The 15359-nt window shown below is 69.0% G+C and carries 15 protein-coding genes; 5 read left to right on the top strand and 10 right to left on the bottom strand.

Annotation, left to right across the window (positions count from 1 at the left end; all coding sequences use genetic code 11):
* Positions 1–38: 38 nt before the first annotated feature.
* From egtD to ACLJQ7_RS24340, 5 genes are all read right to left on the bottom strand, one after another.
* Positions 39–1016 carry an L-histidine N(alpha)-methyltransferase gene (gene egtD, locus ACLJQ7_RS24360; protein ID WP_410650479.1) on the bottom strand — a complete coding sequence of 326 codons (978 nt, stop codon included), beginning with the start codon at positions 1014–1016 and terminating at the stop codon, positions 39–41.
* Positions 1013–1777 carry an ergothioneine biosynthesis protein EgtC gene (gene egtC / locus ACLJQ7_RS24355; protein WP_410650478.1) on the bottom strand — a complete coding sequence of 255 codons (765 nt, stop codon included), beginning with the start codon at positions 1775–1777 and terminating at the stop codon, positions 1013–1015. Before egtC ends, egtD begins: the two co-directional genes overlap by 4 nt.
* Positions 1778–1782: 5 nt before the next feature.
* Complete coding sequence (gene egtB / locus ACLJQ7_RS24350) at positions 1783–3132, bottom strand: ergothioneine biosynthesis protein EgtB (RefSeq protein WP_410650477.1); 1350 nt, start codon at positions 3130–3132, stop codon at positions 1783–1785.
* Entirely contained in the window at positions 3129–4391 is a 1263-nt protein-coding gene (locus tag ACLJQ7_RS24345; protein WP_410650476.1) for a glutamate-cysteine ligase family protein, read from the bottom strand. The genes egtB and ACLJQ7_RS24345 overlap by 4 nt, the downstream gene beginning before the upstream one ends.
* A gap of 130 nt (positions 4392–4521) precedes the next feature.
* Positions 4522–5445: a LysR family transcriptional regulator gene (locus ACLJQ7_RS24340; RefSeq protein WP_410650475.1), complete on the bottom strand. Its 924-nt coding sequence runs from the start codon at positions 5443–5445 to the stop codon at positions 4522–4524.
* A gap of 161 nt (positions 5446–5606) precedes the next feature.
* On the opposite strand from ACLJQ7_RS24340, the gene ACLJQ7_RS24335 reads away from it, so the two are divergent.
* Positions 5607–6797, top strand: a complete 1191-nt coding sequence (locus ACLJQ7_RS24335) for a Glu/Leu/Phe/Val dehydrogenase dimerization domain-containing protein (protein ID WP_410650474.1) — start codon at positions 5607–5609, stop codon at positions 6795–6797.
* A gap of 65 nt (positions 6798–6862) precedes the next feature.
* Here the strand turns inward: ACLJQ7_RS24335 and pip are convergent, their stop codons facing one another.
* From pip to ACLJQ7_RS24310, 5 genes are all read right to left on the bottom strand, one after another.
* Complete coding sequence (gene pip, locus ACLJQ7_RS24330) at positions 6863–7816, bottom strand: prolyl aminopeptidase (protein ID WP_410650473.1); 954 nt, start codon at positions 7814–7816, stop codon at positions 6863–6865.
* 148 nt (positions 7817–7964) lie between these two features.
* The gene (locus tag ACLJQ7_RS24325) at positions 7965–8696 is read right to left on the bottom strand and encodes an ESX secretion-associated protein EspG (RefSeq protein ID WP_410650669.1); all 732 of its coding nucleotides are present in this window, start codon (positions 8694–8696) and stop codon (positions 7965–7967) included.
* Positions 8697–8720: 24 nt separating this feature from the next.
* Complete coding sequence (locus tag ACLJQ7_RS24320) at positions 8721–10076, bottom strand: hypothetical protein (RefSeq protein ID WP_410650472.1); 1356 nt, start codon at positions 10074–10076, stop codon at positions 8721–8723.
* Positions 10073–10699, bottom strand: a complete 627-nt coding sequence (locus ACLJQ7_RS24315; protein ID WP_410650471.1) for a DUF3558 domain-containing protein — start codon at positions 10697–10699, stop codon at positions 10073–10075. Before ACLJQ7_RS24315 ends, ACLJQ7_RS24320 begins: the two co-directional genes overlap by 4 nt.
* A gap of 2 nt (positions 10700–10701) precedes the next feature.
* Positions 10702–11100: a hypothetical protein gene (locus tag ACLJQ7_RS24310; RefSeq protein WP_410650470.1), complete on the bottom strand. Its 399-nt coding sequence runs from the start codon at positions 11098–11100 to the stop codon at positions 10702–10704.
* Positions 11101–11302: 202 nt separating this feature from the next.
* Between ACLJQ7_RS24310 and ACLJQ7_RS24305 the strand changes: the two genes are divergently transcribed.
* The 4 genes from ACLJQ7_RS24305 (at position 11303) to ACLJQ7_RS24290 (ending at position 15352) form a co-directional block, all read left to right on the top strand.
* Positions 11303–11899, top strand: coding sequence for a TetR/AcrR family transcriptional regulator (locus ACLJQ7_RS24305; protein ID WP_219152136.1), 597 nt, complete (start codon positions 11303–11305; stop codon positions 11897–11899).
* Positions 11900–12057: 158 nt separating this feature from the next.
* A complete protein-coding gene (locus tag ACLJQ7_RS24300; protein ID WP_410650469.1) occupies positions 12058–13404 on the top strand; it encodes a hemolysin family protein in 1347 nt (448 codons plus the stop codon).
* A complete protein-coding gene (locus tag ACLJQ7_RS24295) occupies positions 13401–14444 on the top strand; it encodes a hemolysin family protein (protein ID WP_410650468.1) in 1044 nt (347 codons plus the stop codon). The genes ACLJQ7_RS24300 and ACLJQ7_RS24295 overlap by 4 nt, the downstream gene beginning before the upstream one ends.
* Positions 14441–15352, top strand: coding sequence for a 3-methyladenine DNA glycosylase (locus ACLJQ7_RS24290; protein ID WP_410650467.1), 912 nt, complete (start codon positions 14441–14443; stop codon positions 15350–15352). Before ACLJQ7_RS24295 ends, ACLJQ7_RS24290 begins: the two co-directional genes overlap by 4 nt.
* The last annotated feature ends 7 nt before the right edge of the window (positions 15353–15359 follow it).

The following is a 15359-nucleotide window of genomic DNA, read 5'->3' as shown; positions in this document are numbered from 1 at the left end:
GTTTCGTGCCGAGCACGCGGGCGAGCGAGGTGAGAGGGTTAGTCACGGACAGATCTTGCCAGGCTCACCCCGAACCGCGATTCCGAGTCCGTCCACCATTTCTCCACCGAGAAACCGGCGGCGGCCAGTTCCGCGGCGATTCCCTCCCGCCGGAACTTCGCGGAGATCTCGGTGCGTATGTATTCGCCCTCGGCGAACTTCACCCGCAGGTCCGCTCCCGGGATGTCGACGGTCTGCGGTTCACGGGCGCGCAGGCGCATTTCGATCCATTCGTTCTCCTCGTCCCAATACGAGACGTGGTCGAAGGCGGCCGGGTCGAAGTTCGCGCCGAGACCGTTGTTGATCACGTGGAGCATGTTGCGGTTGAACTCGGCGGTGACCCCCGCCGCGTCGTCATACGCGCGTTCCAGGGTTTCCCGGTCCTTCACCAGGTCTGTCCCGAGAAGGAGCCACTCCCCCTCGTCGAGCACTTCGCGGACCGAGCGCAGGAAGGTGGCGCGGTCGGCGGGGAGGAAATTGCCGATCGTGCCGCCGAGGAAGACCACCAGCCGCGGACGGTCGCCCGGCAACAGATCGAGGTGCCGGGTGAAGTCGCCGACCACGCCCCGGACTTCGAGGGACGGGTAGTCGGCCGTGATGGCTTCCGCGGCTTCGGCGAGCGCGGTTTCGGAGACGTCGAGCGGGACGAACTCCTTCAACGTGCCGTGGCTCGTGAGCGCGTCGAGGAGAAGCCTGGTCTTTTCGCTCGATCCGGAACCGAGTTCGACGAGGGTGTGCGCGCCCGAACTCCCGGCTATCTCGCCACCGCGCGCGGCGAGCACTTCCCGTTCGCTCCGGGTCGGGTAGTACTCGGGGAGCGCGGTGATCTTTTCGAAGAGTTCGCTGCCGCGCGCGTCGTAGAACCATTTGGGCGACAACCACTTCTGGTCCGCCTCCAGGCCGGCGCGGACGTCGGTGCGCAGCTGCTCGGTGATATCCGATTCGCTGTGGTGTACGTCGAGGTCGACTTCGGTCATCGTGCCTCAGGGCTCCGATCGGCTTCGAGGGGAAGGATTTCCACGCCCGCGCCGGTGACCCGGACGGCGTGGCGGTCGGGAACGGGAGTCCAGCCTGGATCGTCGTCGCACGGTTCCGACGCGACGAGCACACCGCCTCCGGTGTCCCGGTAGGACAGGGAATGCGTCCACGCGGTACCGATGAGCGTCCGGCCGTCGGTCAGCAGGAGATTGAGCCGCGAACCCGGCCCCGCCTCCTCGACCACTCCGGTCAGCCACGTGACGGCCGCTCGCGGGTCTTCGCCCGCCTCCAGCCGCTCGCGCAGCAACGCCCACAGCAGTACCGAATCCGTGGTGGCCTCCAGCGTCAGCAGCCGGGTGATCGGCAGTTTCGCGGCGAGTTCGGCCATCGAGTCCGGCCAGCCCCGCACCAGCCCGTTGTGGCTGAAGAGGTATCCGGCGCCGGTGAACGGCGCGTTCGCCGCCTCGACCACGGGCATCCCCGTCGTCCCGTTCCGGACCGCCGCCACGAAGGCGTGCGACCGGACCGATCCGGCCAGCGACGGCAGATCCCCGTCCGTCCACAAGGGAGCGGACCGGCGCAGCCGCAGCGGTTCGGCGCCGTCGGCGTACCAGCCGAGGCCGTACCCGTCCGCGTTGACCGAACCGCCGCCCCGCATGTCGCGGGGGGCGTAGGACTGCACGAGCAGCGAATGAGGGGCGTGAAAAAGCGTCTCGGCGGGCGAACAGGGCTCGCCGAGATACGCGAGGTGACGGCACATGCCCCTCAGGCCACCTCGCTCGGCCGCGCGTCCCGGGCACAGCGGAACCCGGAGAAGATCTGCCGCCGGATGGGGTGGTCCCAGTTGCGGAACGTGCCGCGGATGGCCGCCGCGTCCGTCCCGAACGAGCCACCGCGCAGGATCCGGTAGTCCCCGCCGAAGAACACCTCCGAATACTCCGCGTAGGGGAACGCGGCGAATCCCGGATACGCTTCGAAGCCGCTGCTGGTCCACTCCCAGACGTCGCCGATCAGCTGATGCACGCCCAGCGGCGAGGCACCCGCCGGGTACGCGCCGACCTCCGCGGGCCGCAGATGCCGCTGCCCGAGGTTCGCGTGGTCGGGAGTGGGTTCCTCGTCGCCCCAAGGGAACCGGCGCGACCGGCCGGTGGCCGGGTCGAACCGGGCGGCTTTCTCCCACTCCGGTTCCGTCGGCAGGCGACGGCCGGCCCAGGCGGCGTACGCCTCGGCCTCGTGGAAGGAAACGTGGACGACGGGTTCCGCGGCGGGCACCTTCTCGTAGACGCCGAACCGCGTCCGCCACCAGCCGTCCTGCTCCCGTTTCCAGAACCGCGGCGCCTTGATGCCGTGCTCGCTCCGGTACGCCCAGCCACGCTCGCTCCACCACTTCGGGTCTTCGTAACCCCCGGAGTCGAGGAACCGCGCGTACGCCCCGCAGGTGACCGGTGCGGTGTCGATGAAGAACGCCTCCACCGCGACCTCGTGCGCCGGACGTTCGTTGTCCAGCGCCCACGGCTCGGCGGAGGTGCCCATGGTGAAGACACCGCCGGGTACGAACACCTCCGCGGGCAGCGGCCCGGACCGCGACGGCGGCGGCGCGGGCGCGTGCAGCACCGGATCGCCCTTGCGGAGCTGATGGGTGGCCAGCATCGTCTCGTCGTGCTGCTGCTCGTGCTGGGTGATCATGCCGAAGGCGAAGGCGTCCTCGGTGAGCCGCCTGCCTTGCAGCGGAACGCTTTCCAGGATGTCGAAGGATTTCTCCCTGACCTCGCGGACGTACTTGCGCGCCTCTTCCGGGCCCAGCAGCGGCAGCGCCGGACGATCCGCGCGGGCGTGCTGGAAGGCGTCGTAGATGTCGTCGATGTCGGGCCGGAGCGCCTCGCGGCCGCCCACGTCCCGCACCAGCCAGAGCTCTTCCTGGCTGCCGATGTGCGCGAGATCCCACACCAGCGGCGACATCAGTTTTGAATGCTGGCGGACCAGGTCTTCGTCGTCGACGTCCGTCAGCGCGACACTGCGCTCGCGGGCCCTGGTGAGCGCCTCGGCCGCGTGCGCCCGCAGATCTTGCGGGCTCAGCGCGCGAAGCGGGTTGGTCTCGGTGCTTTCCACGCTCATGACTGGTGGCTCCTCGAACCGCGCACGAGGGATTGCACGCCCTCGCTGATCTCCGTGATGGTCTCCGGCGGCAGCTCGGTGGTGCCGAGTTCGGCACAGCCGAGGTCCACCACCTTGCTCGCGACGGTGGCGATCGCCGGGTCGGCCAGGCCGTGCCGGGCCGCACGCTCCCAGCCACCCGTCACCGGTTCGCACAGTTCGAGCACCTTGTCCACTGTGGACGGTCGCGCGAGCAGTGCGGCCAGCAGGGCCACCGGATGCAGCCAGGTGGCGGCGGGCTGGGTGTCCAGGTACCGGATCTCCAGATACCCCTGTGGACGGACCGGGGTGAAGAAGGTCGTCAGGTGATAGGCCAGGTCTTCTTCGGTCGGCCTGCCGAGCCCGGCGCCCTCGCCCCGTCCGTCGATCCAGTCGGCGAAGGTCAGGGAATCGGGCGCGTCCCAGCGGCCGTCACGGCCGGGAAGGACCATCAACGGGGTGTCCAGGATCCTGCGTGCCCACTCCCCCGCCGGATCCTCGCCCGGTTCCGCCGACCGGGTGCGGACCCTTTCCGTCTCCATCACGGCCAGCCAGCGCGCGGACGCGTGGCCGGTGTCGCGTCCGGCGTGGACTCGGGAGTTGGCGAAAGTGGCCAGCAGCGGCGGACCGAGCGCGTGGACGGCGGCCCAGCGGTCGGCCAGGTCGCCCGCCTCGCCGGTGTCCACGCAGACCTGGAGACCCGCCGTACTGCACATCATGGTCGCGCCCCCGGCACCCATGGGGGCGAAGCGGCGTTCCATCGCGGCATACCGCGGTGTGCCCAGTTTCCGCGCGGGGGCGCGATACCTGTCTATCCCGGATTCCCCCAGGCACAGGCCTTGGGCGGCGAGAAGGTCTTCGAGGTGGGCCAGATCGGCCGAGACGACGGCGTCCAAGTGGCGCAGCGTGGTCTGTGGCCGGGCGGAGATCTCCACTTGACATCCGGGCTCGAGGCTCAGCGGCGAGCCTGCCGGAAGCGGGAGGGCGGGGCTGTCGGGGCGCAAGGTCCGCGGGGTATGCGGGCCGAGCGCGGTGGCGAGATCGTCGGGATCGAGAGGCCGGGCGGGCTCGTCGGCGTAGTGCACGGTGAATTCCAGCTCTACGCCGAGAAGTCTCGGTGGCCCGTGCTTGAAGCACACGGAAGCCACATACGCCTCGCCCTCGGCGCGGTCCGAGAGGACCTTCGCCGTCGCGTTCGACGCGCTCCCGGACTTCTCGGGGAAATCATGAACAGTGGTCATCTTTCCGCCGTCCAGTCGGTTGTCCGATAATTGAGAAACCTTGACTTCGGACGCTACACGCGGAGTCCGACAAATTCAGGGTGGTTCTTGCGGGACAGGATCCCCCGACCATCTCTTAGGACCGGACGATTCAGGGCAAAGCGGGCTCCGTGCCCAGTCCCAGCGCGGCGGCCGCGTCGCGGACCGCCCCGATCACCAGCTGCAACGCCGGTCGCCGTGACGAGGTCGTCCGATAGGCGATCGAAACCGTCCGGAGCAACGGCGTGGTCAACGCGACGACGTCGATCCCCGGTGGCCGGAGGCCGAGCCCGAGGTCTGACACGAGGGTCACCCCGAGCCCAGCCCGCACCATCGCCATCGCCGTCGATTGCTCCTCGACCTCGTGGTTGATCTTCGGCTCGAACCCGTGGCGGTGACACGCCGTGCGCATCGCGCGGCCGAAGTGACTCTTCGGGCTGGCGAGGATCCACGGATGCTCGGCCAGTTCGAGCAACGAGGCGCTCCCCGCGGGGACGGCGCCGGCGGGCACCGCGGCGTGCAGCCGCTCGACCGCGATCACCGCGCGTTCCAGACCGGCGTCCCACGGCATCGGGGCGTCGGAGTAGTCGATCACGAACGACAGATCCAGTTCGCCGTCCCGGACGGCGTCGGCGGTGTCCTCGGGGGCGAGCTCACGGGTCCGGACCTGGATCCCCGGATGTTCACCCGCGAGCGCGGCCAGCGCGTGCGGAAGCAACCCGGAAGCGACCGACGCCCACACCCCGGCCAGGAGCCGTACCGAAACGGTCTCCTGCGCCTCTTCCAAGGCCAGTGTCGCCCGCTCGACGGACCCCAGGATCTCTTCGGCGTGCTCGGTCAGCAAGAGCCCCAGCTCGGTCAGTTGTACCCGCCTGCCGAAGCGTTCGAACAGCTTCGCGCCCACGTCCCGCTCCAGCTGCGCCAGCTGCTGCGACACCGCCGAAGCGGTGTAATGCAGCGAAGCCGCGGCCGCCGTGACGGTGCCACGCCGGCTCAGCTCGCGGAGCATCCTCAGGCGGTGCAACGAAAGCTCCATGACCCCAACGTAATCGGGCGCGGTCACGGACGCCGGATGGCGCGTTACACCAGTTTCTCTGCACGACATCGTTCAGATTCGGTAAATGGACGCCCGTGCCCGGCAGGGCGCACGCTCGGAAGTGGCGCAGGAAGAACCCCGAATCCGAAGGAGGTGGCCGCATGGCCGCGAGGAACGCCGAACCGCTGATGAGGCTGATCTGGACCGACCCCGTCACCGGTGCCACCGGCTACCTCGTAGTGCACAGCCTGGTCTCCGGCATCGCGACCGGCGGGACCCGGATGCGCGCGGGCTGCACGATGTCGGAGGTCGAGGATCTGGCGAGGGGGATGGCGAACAAGACCGCGACCTTCGGCCTGCCGGTCGGCGGGGCCAAGGGCGGCATCGACTTCGACCCGAAGGACGAACGCGCTTTCGGTGTGCTGGAACGGTTCTGCGCGTTCCTGCGGCCGTGGATCGACAACCACTGGGTGACCGCCGAAGACCTCGGCGTGCCCCAGCACCTGATCGACGAGGTGTTCGCGAAGCTCGGGCTCGAGCAGTCGTACCACGCGGCGATCCGCCGTTCGGCCGACCCGGCGCACACCCTTCGCCGCGTGCAGGCCGGATTGAGCACACCGGTCCCCGGCGGCCTCCTGCTCGGTGACGTGATCGGCGGCTACGGCGTCGCGCAGGCCTGCCTCGGTGTCGCCGACGCTTGGGAATGGGCTGCCGAGAAGACCACGGTCGCCGTCCAGGGCATCGGCACCATGGGCGGCGGCGCCGCCTGGTACCTGCACGAAGCCGGGATAAAGGTGGTCGCGGTCGCCGACGCGGCCGGCACGCTGTACCGGCCCGAAGGTCTCGACATCCCGGGGCTGCTGGAGCTACGGGACGCCTATGGCGAGATCGACCGTAGCCGGCTTCCCGCCGATGTCCGGCTGCTGCCGCGCGACGAGATCGTGGCGACGGACGCCGACATCCTCGTCCCGGCGGCGATCTCCTACGCGCTGCGCGCCGGGAACCAGGGCGCGGTCAAGGCGAAGGTCGTCATCGAAGCCGCCAACGCGGCGACCACACCCGACGCCGAAGCAGCACTGGCGGCCCGTGGCATCCCGGTGATCCCGGACTTCGTCGCGAACGCGGGCGCGGCCGCCTGGGCCTGGTGGCTCCTGCTCGGCCAGGTCGGCGCCGATCCGGCCGATTCGTTCCTGCGCCTGCGGACCGAGATGCGGGCGAAGGTGGCGCTGCTGCTGAGTTCGTGGAACCTCGACCGGATCTCCCCGCGCACCACCGGCCTGCGGCTCGCCGAAACCACCCGTTCGGACGCCGCCGCTGTACCGGAAGCCGCCCCCGTCCTGGTCATCCCCTGACGTCATGCGCGTGAAGGCCCCCTTCCCTCGGCTGAGCCGAGGGAAGGGGGCCTTCACGCGCTTCGCTAGTTCTGGAGGGCGAAGCGGTCCGTCGCGCCGATGAGGACTTCGCGCATCGGCTCGTCCTGGGTGCTGTGGCCGACCTCGTCGATGAGCACCAGCTCGCTGCCGGGCCACGCGTGGGCCAGTTCCCACGGGGTGCCGATGAGGTTGCCGAGGTCGAGACTTCCTTCGGCGAGCACGGCCGGGATGTGGGCGAGCTTCCCGGCCTCCCGCAGGACCACGCCTTCGTCCAAAAAGGACCCCTGGCTCCAGTAGTGGGTGACCAGCCTGGCGAAGGCGAGCCGGAACTTCGCCGTCTCGAAACTCTTGTACGGCGGGGAAGTCGGGATGATCGCGTCCTCCCAGGCGCACCAGTCTGCCGCGGCCTTCTCGTGCACCGCCGGATCCGGGTTCATCAGCAACTTGAGGTAGGCCGCGGCCAGATCGCCGTCGCGATCCTCTTCGGGAACACCGTCGCGGAACTTGGCCCACGCCTCGGGGAAGACACCGCCGAGGCCACGGGTGAGCAGGTCGGTCTCGCTCCGGCGGCCGGTGGCCAAGCCCATCAGAACCATCTCCGAGACCCGGTCCGGATGCCGCTGGGCGTAGACCAGCGCGAGCACCGAACCCCAGGAACCGCCGAAGAGCAGCCACTTCTCGATGCCCAGATGCTCGCGAAGCCGCTCCATGTCGGCGATCAGATGGTCGGTGGTGTTGGCGGAGAGGTCGGCCTCGGGCTCGCCCGCGTGCGGTGTGCTCCGGCCGCAGCCGCGCTGGTCGAAGAGCACGACCCGGTATTTGGCCGGGTCGAAGTACCGGCGCAGGCCGGTGCCGCACCCCGTCCCCGGGCCGCCGTGCAGCGTGACGGCGGCTTTGCCGTCGGGGTTCCCGCAGACCTCCCAGTACACGAGGTGCCCGTCGCCGACGTCGAGCATCCCGTGGTCGTACGGTTCGATTTCCGGATACAGCCGTGTCACGTTCTCGTCCTCCCAGACCCGCGCGAAGTACAACAGCGCTGTCACAATAGCCGGGAGGCGTGCTTGGGCGCGCGTGCTTTTAAGTACGTGAAGGCCTCCTTCACTGCGTCTAGCGCAGTGAAGGGGGCCTTCACGTAGTTGCCTGTGCCTACCCTGCCAGGGTCCCGGCGACGTGCCGAAGCGCGTCGGCCAGCTCCGCCGGGCCGGCGGGCCCGATATGGACCACCGCGTCGTTGCCGTGGCCGGTCGTGTAGCTGAGGTACCGGCCCCAGTCCGTGTCGGCGAAGTGGAGCGGATCCTCGACGGCGACGTGCCTGCCGATTTCGTCCCGCTTGCCGACGTAGAGCTCACCACTTCCCTCGACCGGCCGCTGCACGAGGCTCACGATGTCCGCGATCACCGGCGGCAGCGAATGCGTGTCCGGGCCACGCCGGGCCGCCTCTTCGAGCTCGTACGCGCGGACCGTGCGAAGCCTGCCGCCGCCCGCCGGGACGGGCGGCAACTGTTCGATCAGCGTTTCCGGCAGCCGCCGCCGATCGATCTCCTGAAGCCCGACCCAATCACCGGACGCCACGGCCAACACCGCCTGCAATCCGAGCGACGCGGCCAGGACGCCGTAGGTCTCGCCCCCGGCGTTCACCCACCCGTAGTACTCGATGGCCGGTTTCGTGAGCACCGGAAGCCAGTCCAGGAAATCCACCGACGCTCGGCCGCTCGGGTCCAGCAGCCCGGCTTGCGCCAACGCCGCTTCCACTCGCTTGTCCGCCTCCGCGCGGGCCGTCCTGGACAGCCAGCGCGGTTCGGGTCGCAACGTGATGTGCAGGTCGCCGACGCGTTCGCGTTCGGCGAGTACCGCCAGGGCTTCGACCGGGACGTCCACCCGGCCCGTTCTCACGGTCATCCGCTACTCGCCGATGACCGGCGGACTGGTCCGCTGGTCGGTGCCGAAGATCGCGTCGGGGTCGGCCTCGATCAGGTAGTCGGGACGCTGGTGCTCGTCGTCCTCGTCACCGTCGGCACGCCTGCCGCCCGCCCCCATCGGGCCCATCGCACCGGCGCCACCGCGGCCGGCGGCGCCACCACGCCCACCGCCCAGGTCTCCGCCACCCAGGCCGCCGAGCCCGCCCATGCCGGAGCCCCTGCCCGCGCCCAGACCGCCGGAGCCGGGCCCACCGGGACCGCCCGCGCGGCCACCGGTGCCGCCCTCTCCGCCGAGAAGCCTGCCCGCCGCGCTGTTGGGCCCGGGAACGTTGCGTCCGCTGCCGCTCCCGGGCGGGTTCTGCCCGGTGCCACCGCTGGGGTTGTAGTTCTGCCCCGGCCCGTTCGGGAGGCCGATGACGTTGTCCGAGTCACCGGGTCCGCGTCCGGGAGTCCTGCCCGGGATCTCGGTCGTCGGTCCCGGCTTGCCCTTGCCGCCGCCGGTCGGGCGCGTGGTGTCGTCGTCCCCGGTGACCGGCGGCTTGCGCGTCGGCGTCGTGATGTTGCCGTCGGGCTTGTCCCGCGGGTTCACCGGACGGTCGTCGGTCGAGCCCGGCTTGGGCTGGTTCTGGTCGCCGCCCGGCTTGTTCTGGTTCTGGTTGGTGCCGTTGTCGTCCGTGCCGCTGGTGTCGGTGCCGTCATTGTCGCCATTGTCGTCACCGCCGCCGTTCTTGCCGGGCTTCACCGGGATGTACGGCGGGATCACGACCGGGGGCGTAACGCCGGGGGTCTTGACGCTGATGTTCGCGCCGTCGTTCTTCAGCACGCCGTAATCGGTCGGCAGGCTGGAGCTCGTGCTGCTGGTGACCGAGTCGTACTGGTCCATCACACGGACGTTGTTCTGGTTCGCCGCCTCGTGCTTCGCGACGCCCTCTTGATAGTTCTTGATGTCGTTGTTGACCATGAACGGGCCGGCGATCGGGATCGCGCCCTTCAGGCCGGTGGTCCAGGGGTTGGGCTTGTCCGGCTTCGGCGGCACGGGGACGACGGTCTGCCCGGAGTCGTCGAAGCTGTCGGCCTGCGTGGTGACCGAATCCCTGGTCTGGAACAGCGGATCGGCGGTCTCCTTGAAGGCCTGCTCGAGCGGGCCCGCGCCGGCGTTCGCCGCGTCCGCGGCGGACCCGGTCCAAGAGGACGCCATCCGCGACTGCAGGGATTTGATGCCCATGCCGCGCTCGACATAAGCGTCCGAGAGTTCGGCGATGCGATCGGCCGCCGAACGCAGGTTGCGGGTGTCGCCCTGGGTGAAGTTCTCGAAAATCTGCTTGCCGTCCACCCTCATGCCCCCTTGAGTGTCTTGATCATGGCCGACACGGCCTTCTGCGCGTTCCCGCAGGAATCCTGTTCGTTGTCATAGCCCCCGGCATGCGTACTGATCGCCAGGTCGTCGGCGACGCCGACCGCCAGGTCGCAGTTGCCACGCGCGCGCCGGTCCTGCAGTCCGTAGTAAACGGTCGGATAACCGTCGACTTCGGGGCCGGGCTCGAGGAACCTCAGTTGCCCCGCTTCCTTGGCCTTGTGCAGGCCGGCCAAGCCGCCCATGCCCTTTTCGCGGTTGCCGCTGCCGAGGATGATGAGCAGACTGTCCGCCTTGCCGCGAATCTGCCAGCTGCAGCCGGGATTGCTGCCTTCGCCCTTCGATTCGCCGGGCGCGGTGAACCCCAGGTCCGCGACCGTGGAGGCCGGGATCAGTTTGCACACGTCACCGACATACGCCGAGGCGTCCAACGGATCCGCCACCTTCGGGACGTTCGGGTCCTCCGGCGCGGCAGACGACTCGGACGACGGTGAGCTTCCCGGGGTCGGCGTAGCTGTACCAGGCGTCTCCCCGGTGCAGCCGGCGACCGCGACGGAAACGAGCACGAGCGCCGCCACCGCGGCGCGATTCCTCAACACGTTCGGCATCCTCAGGTCGTGCGCATGGTGTTGGCCTGATCGGTGGCCATGGTCTTCGTCCGGGCGATCTCGAGCTTCGCGATGTAGCCCTCGATGTAGGCCTTCATCGAGTCGTTCTGCTGTTGCAGGGACAACAGGGAGTCGACCCCGGAATTCACATAGCTGGCGCTCGCCTCGTCCTGCCCGGGCGGCATCAGGTCGTCGAGAATGAAACCGATCTTGTCGCCGTCCTTTACGACCTTCTCCAGCTCGTCTTCCCACAGCCCGATGACGGTCTTCAACTCCTCGGGGCTCATCTCGAACCCGCCGCCACCACCGCCGCCACCGCCGTAAACGGTCGGCTCCTTCGGCGTGGTCAGGTCACCCCAGACGGCCTTGATCGCGCTCGCGGCGTCGCCGATGATGTTCACGCCCGCACCTTCCCCTCAGCATTCACGCACCGTGACGGACAAAGCGTAGCCAAGCGGCGGACGGCGTGTCAGCCGATCCGGCCGAGTAGTCCGACGTGTCGCGAAGCCGTCCGGTTCCCCGAACGGCCGAACATCCCGCGAACTGATCACAGTACGTACGTACGGATTGCATTAACCGGGTTCCCGGTGACAGGATTCCAGGATGCCACGGGTCAGCCAGGATCACCTCGACGCACGCCGGCGCCAGATCCTCGATGGCTCCCGCGTGTGCTTCGCACGCTATGGCTACGAGGGTGCCACTGTCCGGCGGCTGGAAGAAGCCACCGGTCTTTCCCGTGGTGCGATCTTCCACCATTTCCGGGACAAGGAGTCCCTTTTCCTGGCCTTGGCCGAGGACGACGCGGTGCGCATGGCCGACGTCGTCGCCGAGCAGGGTCTCGTCCAGGTGATGCGCGAGCTGCTGACGAACCGCAGCGAGCACCCCGCCGACTGGCTCGGCACGCGGCTGGAGGTCTCCCGGCGGCTGCGCACCGATCCGGAGTTCCGCGCCCGCTGGGCCGAGCGGTCCCACCAGCTGACCGCCGCGACCCGCCGCCGTCTGCTGCGCCAGCGCGACGCCGGGATCCTGCGTGACGACGTCGACGTCGACGTCCTGACCGCGTACCTCGAGCTTGTTCTCGAAGGTCTCGTCTCGCACCTCGCGATGGGCCAGCCGGGCGACGATCTCGGCCCCGTGCTCGACCTGGTCGAGGAGAGCGTGCGGCGGCACCGGGCCCACGCGGCCGGGGGAACGCGTTAAGATTGTCCTATCGCCGCAGTACAGCGGCGGTGTCTGTTGGTTTCCGATCGAGGAGTGACTCTTTTCGTGCGCGACGCGCAGTCACCTGGTGACAGTATCGAGCCGGGTGGCACACCCGGCTGTTCCGTGGCTCTTCCCGCCGACCCCGCCGGCAGGGAATGATGGAAATCCTGCTCGCCGTTCTCGGCATTCTCCTGTTCCTCCTGCTGACCGTCGGCACCGGCCTCGCCGTCGCCGCCGAGTTCTCCCTCACCGCGCTCGAGCGCAGCACGGTCGACGCGAACGTCCGCCAGGTCGGCGACAAGCGGGCGCACACCGTGCAGAAGGCGCACCGCACGCTCTCGTTCCAGCTCTCCGGCGCGCAGGTGGCGATCACCATCACCACCCTGATCACCGGTTACCTCGCGGAACCGGTGATCGGTGACCTGCTCCATCCGCTGTTCACCGCCGTCGGGTTCTCCGAAGGCGTGGCGGACGGCGTGTCGCTCGCGGTCGCGCTGATCCTGGCCACGTCGCTCTCGATGATCCTCGGCGAGATGATGCCGAAGAACCTCGCGATCGCCCGGCCGCTGCAGACCGCGCGCGCCGTCGCGGGGTACCACTCGCGGTTCTCGTCGCTGTTCCGCTGGCTCATCACCTTGATGAACAACAGCGCCAACTTCCTGGTCCGTAAGTTCGGCGTCGAGCCGCAGGAGGAACTGCGGTCGGCCCGGTCGCCGCAGGAGCTCGGCTCGATCGTGCGGTCCAGCGCGGAAAGCGGCACGCTCGACACGTCGACGGCCGAACTGCTGGACAAGTCGCTGCGTTTCGGCGAGCGGACGGCCGACGAGCTGATGACGCCCCGTGTCCAGCTCGAATCGCTGACCGTGGACGACACCATCTCCGACCTCATCGAGATCTCGCGCCGCACCGGCTTTTCCCGCTTCCCGGTCTACACCGAGGATCTCGACGACGTGCAGGGCGCGGTGCACATCAAGCAGGCGTTCACCGTCCCGGCCGCCCGGCGCGCCACGGTACGGATCGGTTCGGTCATGCGGCCGATCCCGACGGTGCCCGAATCGCTGCCGGGCGACTCGCTGCTCAACCGGCTGCGTGATTCCCGGTTCCAGCTCGCGATCGTCGTCGACGAGTACGGCGGCACCGCGGGGCTGGTGACGCTGGAGGACGTGGTCGAGGAAATCATCGGCGACGTCCGCGACGAGCACGACGAGCGGGAAGCCCCGTCCTCTCAGCAGGTCGGCGCCGACAACTGGCTCGTCTCCGGGCAGCTTCGCGCCGACGAGGTCACCGACGAGACCGGGTTCCGGATGCCCGACGGCGACTACGAGACCATCGCCGGGCTGATCCTCGAACAGCTCGGCCGGATCCCCTCCCCCGGCGACGCCACCGAACTCGACGCCTGGCGGCTCACGGTGACCAAAATGGACCGTCTCCGCATCGCCGAGGTCGAAGTCCGCCGGGTCAGCGAGACCGCGACCTCCGCCGAGCAGGAGCCCGCCCGATGAACGACTGGTTCAACATCTTCCTCGTCGTGGTCCTGCTGCTGGCCAACGCGTTCTTCGTCGGTGCGGAGTTCGCGCTGATCTCTTCGCGGCGCGACCGGCTGGAAGCCTTGCTGGAGCAGGGAAAGACCCGCGCCCGGATCGTCATCAACGCGAGCAAGAACGTCTCGCTGATGCTCGCCGGCGCCCAGCTCGGCATCACCATCTGCTCGCTGCTGCTGGGACGGCTCGGTGAGCCCGCCGTCGCGCACCAGCTGGCCGGGTTCTTCAAGCTGTTCGGGATTCCCGAGGTCCTGCTGCACCCGATCTCGTTCGCGATCGCGCTGGCGTTCATCACCATCCTGCACGTCCTCATCGGCGAGATGGTGCCGAAGAACCTCGCGATCGCCGAGCCGGAGCGGCTGGCGCTGTGGCTGGTCCCGGTCCACGTGGCCTGGGTGAAGCTCGCCAACCCGTTCATCTGGCTGCTGAACTTCGTGGCGAACTCGCTGCTGCGGGTGTTCAAGGTGGAGCCGAAGGACGAGCTCGAAACCGCCTACACCTCCGACGAGCTCGCCGAACTGCTCAGTGAATCGCGGCGCGAGGGGCTGCTGGAGCACTCCGAGCACCAGCGGCTGAGCAAGACGCTGTCCTCGGTGGAGAAGACGGTGGCCGACGTGCTGGTCCCGACGGCTCAGCTGACCACGTTGCCCTGCTCGCCCACGTTGGGCGACGTCGAGCGCGCGGTGTCCTCGACCGGGTTCTCCCGCTTCCCGGTGTGCACCGACGACGGGACGCTGACCGGTTACATCCACGTCAAGGACATCCTCGACCTCGTGGGCGAGGACCCGACCACCGTGGTGCCGCCGGACAAGACGCGGACGCTCACCGAACTGCACGCCGACGCGCGGCTCGACGAAGCGTTGTCGGCAATGCGCAAGGAAGGCAGTCATCTGGCGCGGGCGCTGAGCCCGGCGGGGACCGCGGTCGGCGTCGTCGCGCTGGAGGACCTCGTCGAGGAATACGTGGGGACTGTGCGCGACGGTACCCACGTCATGTCATGACCGGCCCGATCGTCCTTCCCGAGTCCGCCTGGCGGGCTCGGGAAGACGAGCACGTGACGCGGATGCGGCGCTGGACGACACCACACCAGCGCCGTCGTTCGCGGGGCGAGAAACATCCGGTGCTCGACTTCCTCTTCACCTACTACTCGCACCGGCCCGGGCATCTCGAACGCTGGCAACCGGGCCCGGGGGTCGTGCTCGAAGGCGCGTCCGCCCGGCGGTTCCTGGAGCGGAAGGGCTACCTGGAGACACCGGACGGCGTCATGCTCGATCCGGCGGGCTTCACCGAGGGCCGGGCCAAGACCGCGGAATTCGTCCACGGACTGCTTTCCGCGACCGCGTCCCGCTCTCCGAGACTCAGCTGTTTCGGGTTGCACGAATGGGCAATGGTTTACCGGGAATCGGCGGATGAGGTTCGTCACTCACAACTTCCGCTCCGGCTCGGTTCGGCCGGAACCGACGACGTGGTCGAGTCGCTGGAGATCCGGTGCGGGCACTACGACGCGTTCCGGTTCTTCACCGAGCCCGCCCGGCCTCGCAACACGTTGCGGCCGGCGCGGGAGGACCAGGTCGATTTCGAGCAGCCGGGTTGCCTGCACGCCAATATGGATCTCTTCAAGTGGGCGTACAAACTCGATCCGTTCGTGCCCGCCGAGCTGGTCGGGGACTGCTTCGAGCTGGCGGCGGACATCCGGGAACTGGACATGCGGGCCAGCCCGTACGATCTGGCGGAGTTCGGATACTCGCCCGTGCGGATCGAGAGCCCGGAAGGCCGGGCCGAGTACGCCCGCGCGCAGGCCGCTTTCGCCCACCGGGCGGCGCCGCTGCGTGAGCACCTGATAGCGCATTGCCAACGGCTCCTCGCCGGGTTAAAGAAGGTGCCCACGACACGCGGAAAACAACTGTGAGTCGTCG

The sequence above is a fragment of the Amycolatopsis sp. cmx-4-54 genome (assembly GCF_046548895.1).
Lineage (GTDB): Bacteria > Actinomycetota > Actinomycetes > Mycobacteriales > Pseudonocardiaceae > Amycolatopsis.
The sequence above is the reverse complement of the archived record's forward strand: the minus strand, read 5'-3'. Positions and strand labels throughout refer to the sequence as shown.

What these genes read in the sequence shown, in the direction of transcription:
- ACLJQ7_RS24290 (WP_410650467.1), top strand. Translation starts at nt 14,441, where the DNA reads ATGACCGGCCCGATCGTCCTTCCCGAGTCCGCCTGGCGGGCTCGGGAA.
- ACLJQ7_RS24315 (WP_410650471.1), bottom strand. Translation starts at nt 10,699, where the DNA reads ATGCCGAACGTGTTGAGGAATCGCGCCGCGGTGGCGGCGCTCGTGCTC.
- egtC (WP_410650478.1), bottom strand. Translation starts at nt 1,777, where the DNA reads ATGTGCCGTCACCTCGCGTATCTCGGCGAGCCCTGTTCGCCCGCCGAG.
- ACLJQ7_RS24305 (WP_219152136.1), top strand. Translation starts at nt 11,303, where the DNA reads ATGCCACGGGTCAGCCAGGATCACCTCGACGCACGCCGGCGCCAGATC.
- egtD (WP_410650479.1), bottom strand. Translation starts at nt 1,016, where the DNA reads ATGACCGAAGTCGACCTCGACGTACACCACAGCGAATCGGATATCACC.
- ACLJQ7_RS24300 (WP_410650469.1), top strand. Translation starts at nt 12,058, where the DNA reads ATGATGGAAATCCTGCTCGCCGTTCTCGGCATTCTCCTGTTCCTCCTG.
- egtB (WP_410650477.1), bottom strand. Translation starts at nt 3,132, where the DNA reads ATGAGCGTGGAAAGCACCGAGACCAACCCGCTTCGCGCGCTGAGCCCG.
- ACLJQ7_RS24295 (WP_410650468.1), top strand. Translation starts at nt 13,401, where the DNA reads ATGAACGACTGGTTCAACATCTTCCTCGTCGTGGTCCTGCTGCTGGCC.
- ACLJQ7_RS24340 (WP_410650475.1), bottom strand. Translation starts at nt 5,445, where the DNA reads ATGGAGCTTTCGTTGCACCGCCTGAGGATGCTCCGCGAGCTGAGCCGG.
- ACLJQ7_RS24335 (WP_410650474.1), top strand. Translation starts at nt 5,607, where the DNA reads ATGGCCGCGAGGAACGCCGAACCGCTGATGAGGCTGATCTGGACCGAC.
- ACLJQ7_RS24345 (WP_410650476.1), bottom strand. Translation starts at nt 4,391, where the DNA reads ATGACCACTGTTCATGATTTCCCCGAGAAGTCCGGGAGCGCGTCGAAC.
- ACLJQ7_RS24320 (WP_410650472.1), bottom strand. Translation starts at nt 10,076, where the DNA reads ATGAGGGTGGACGGCAAGCAGATTTTCGAGAACTTCACCCAGGGCGAC.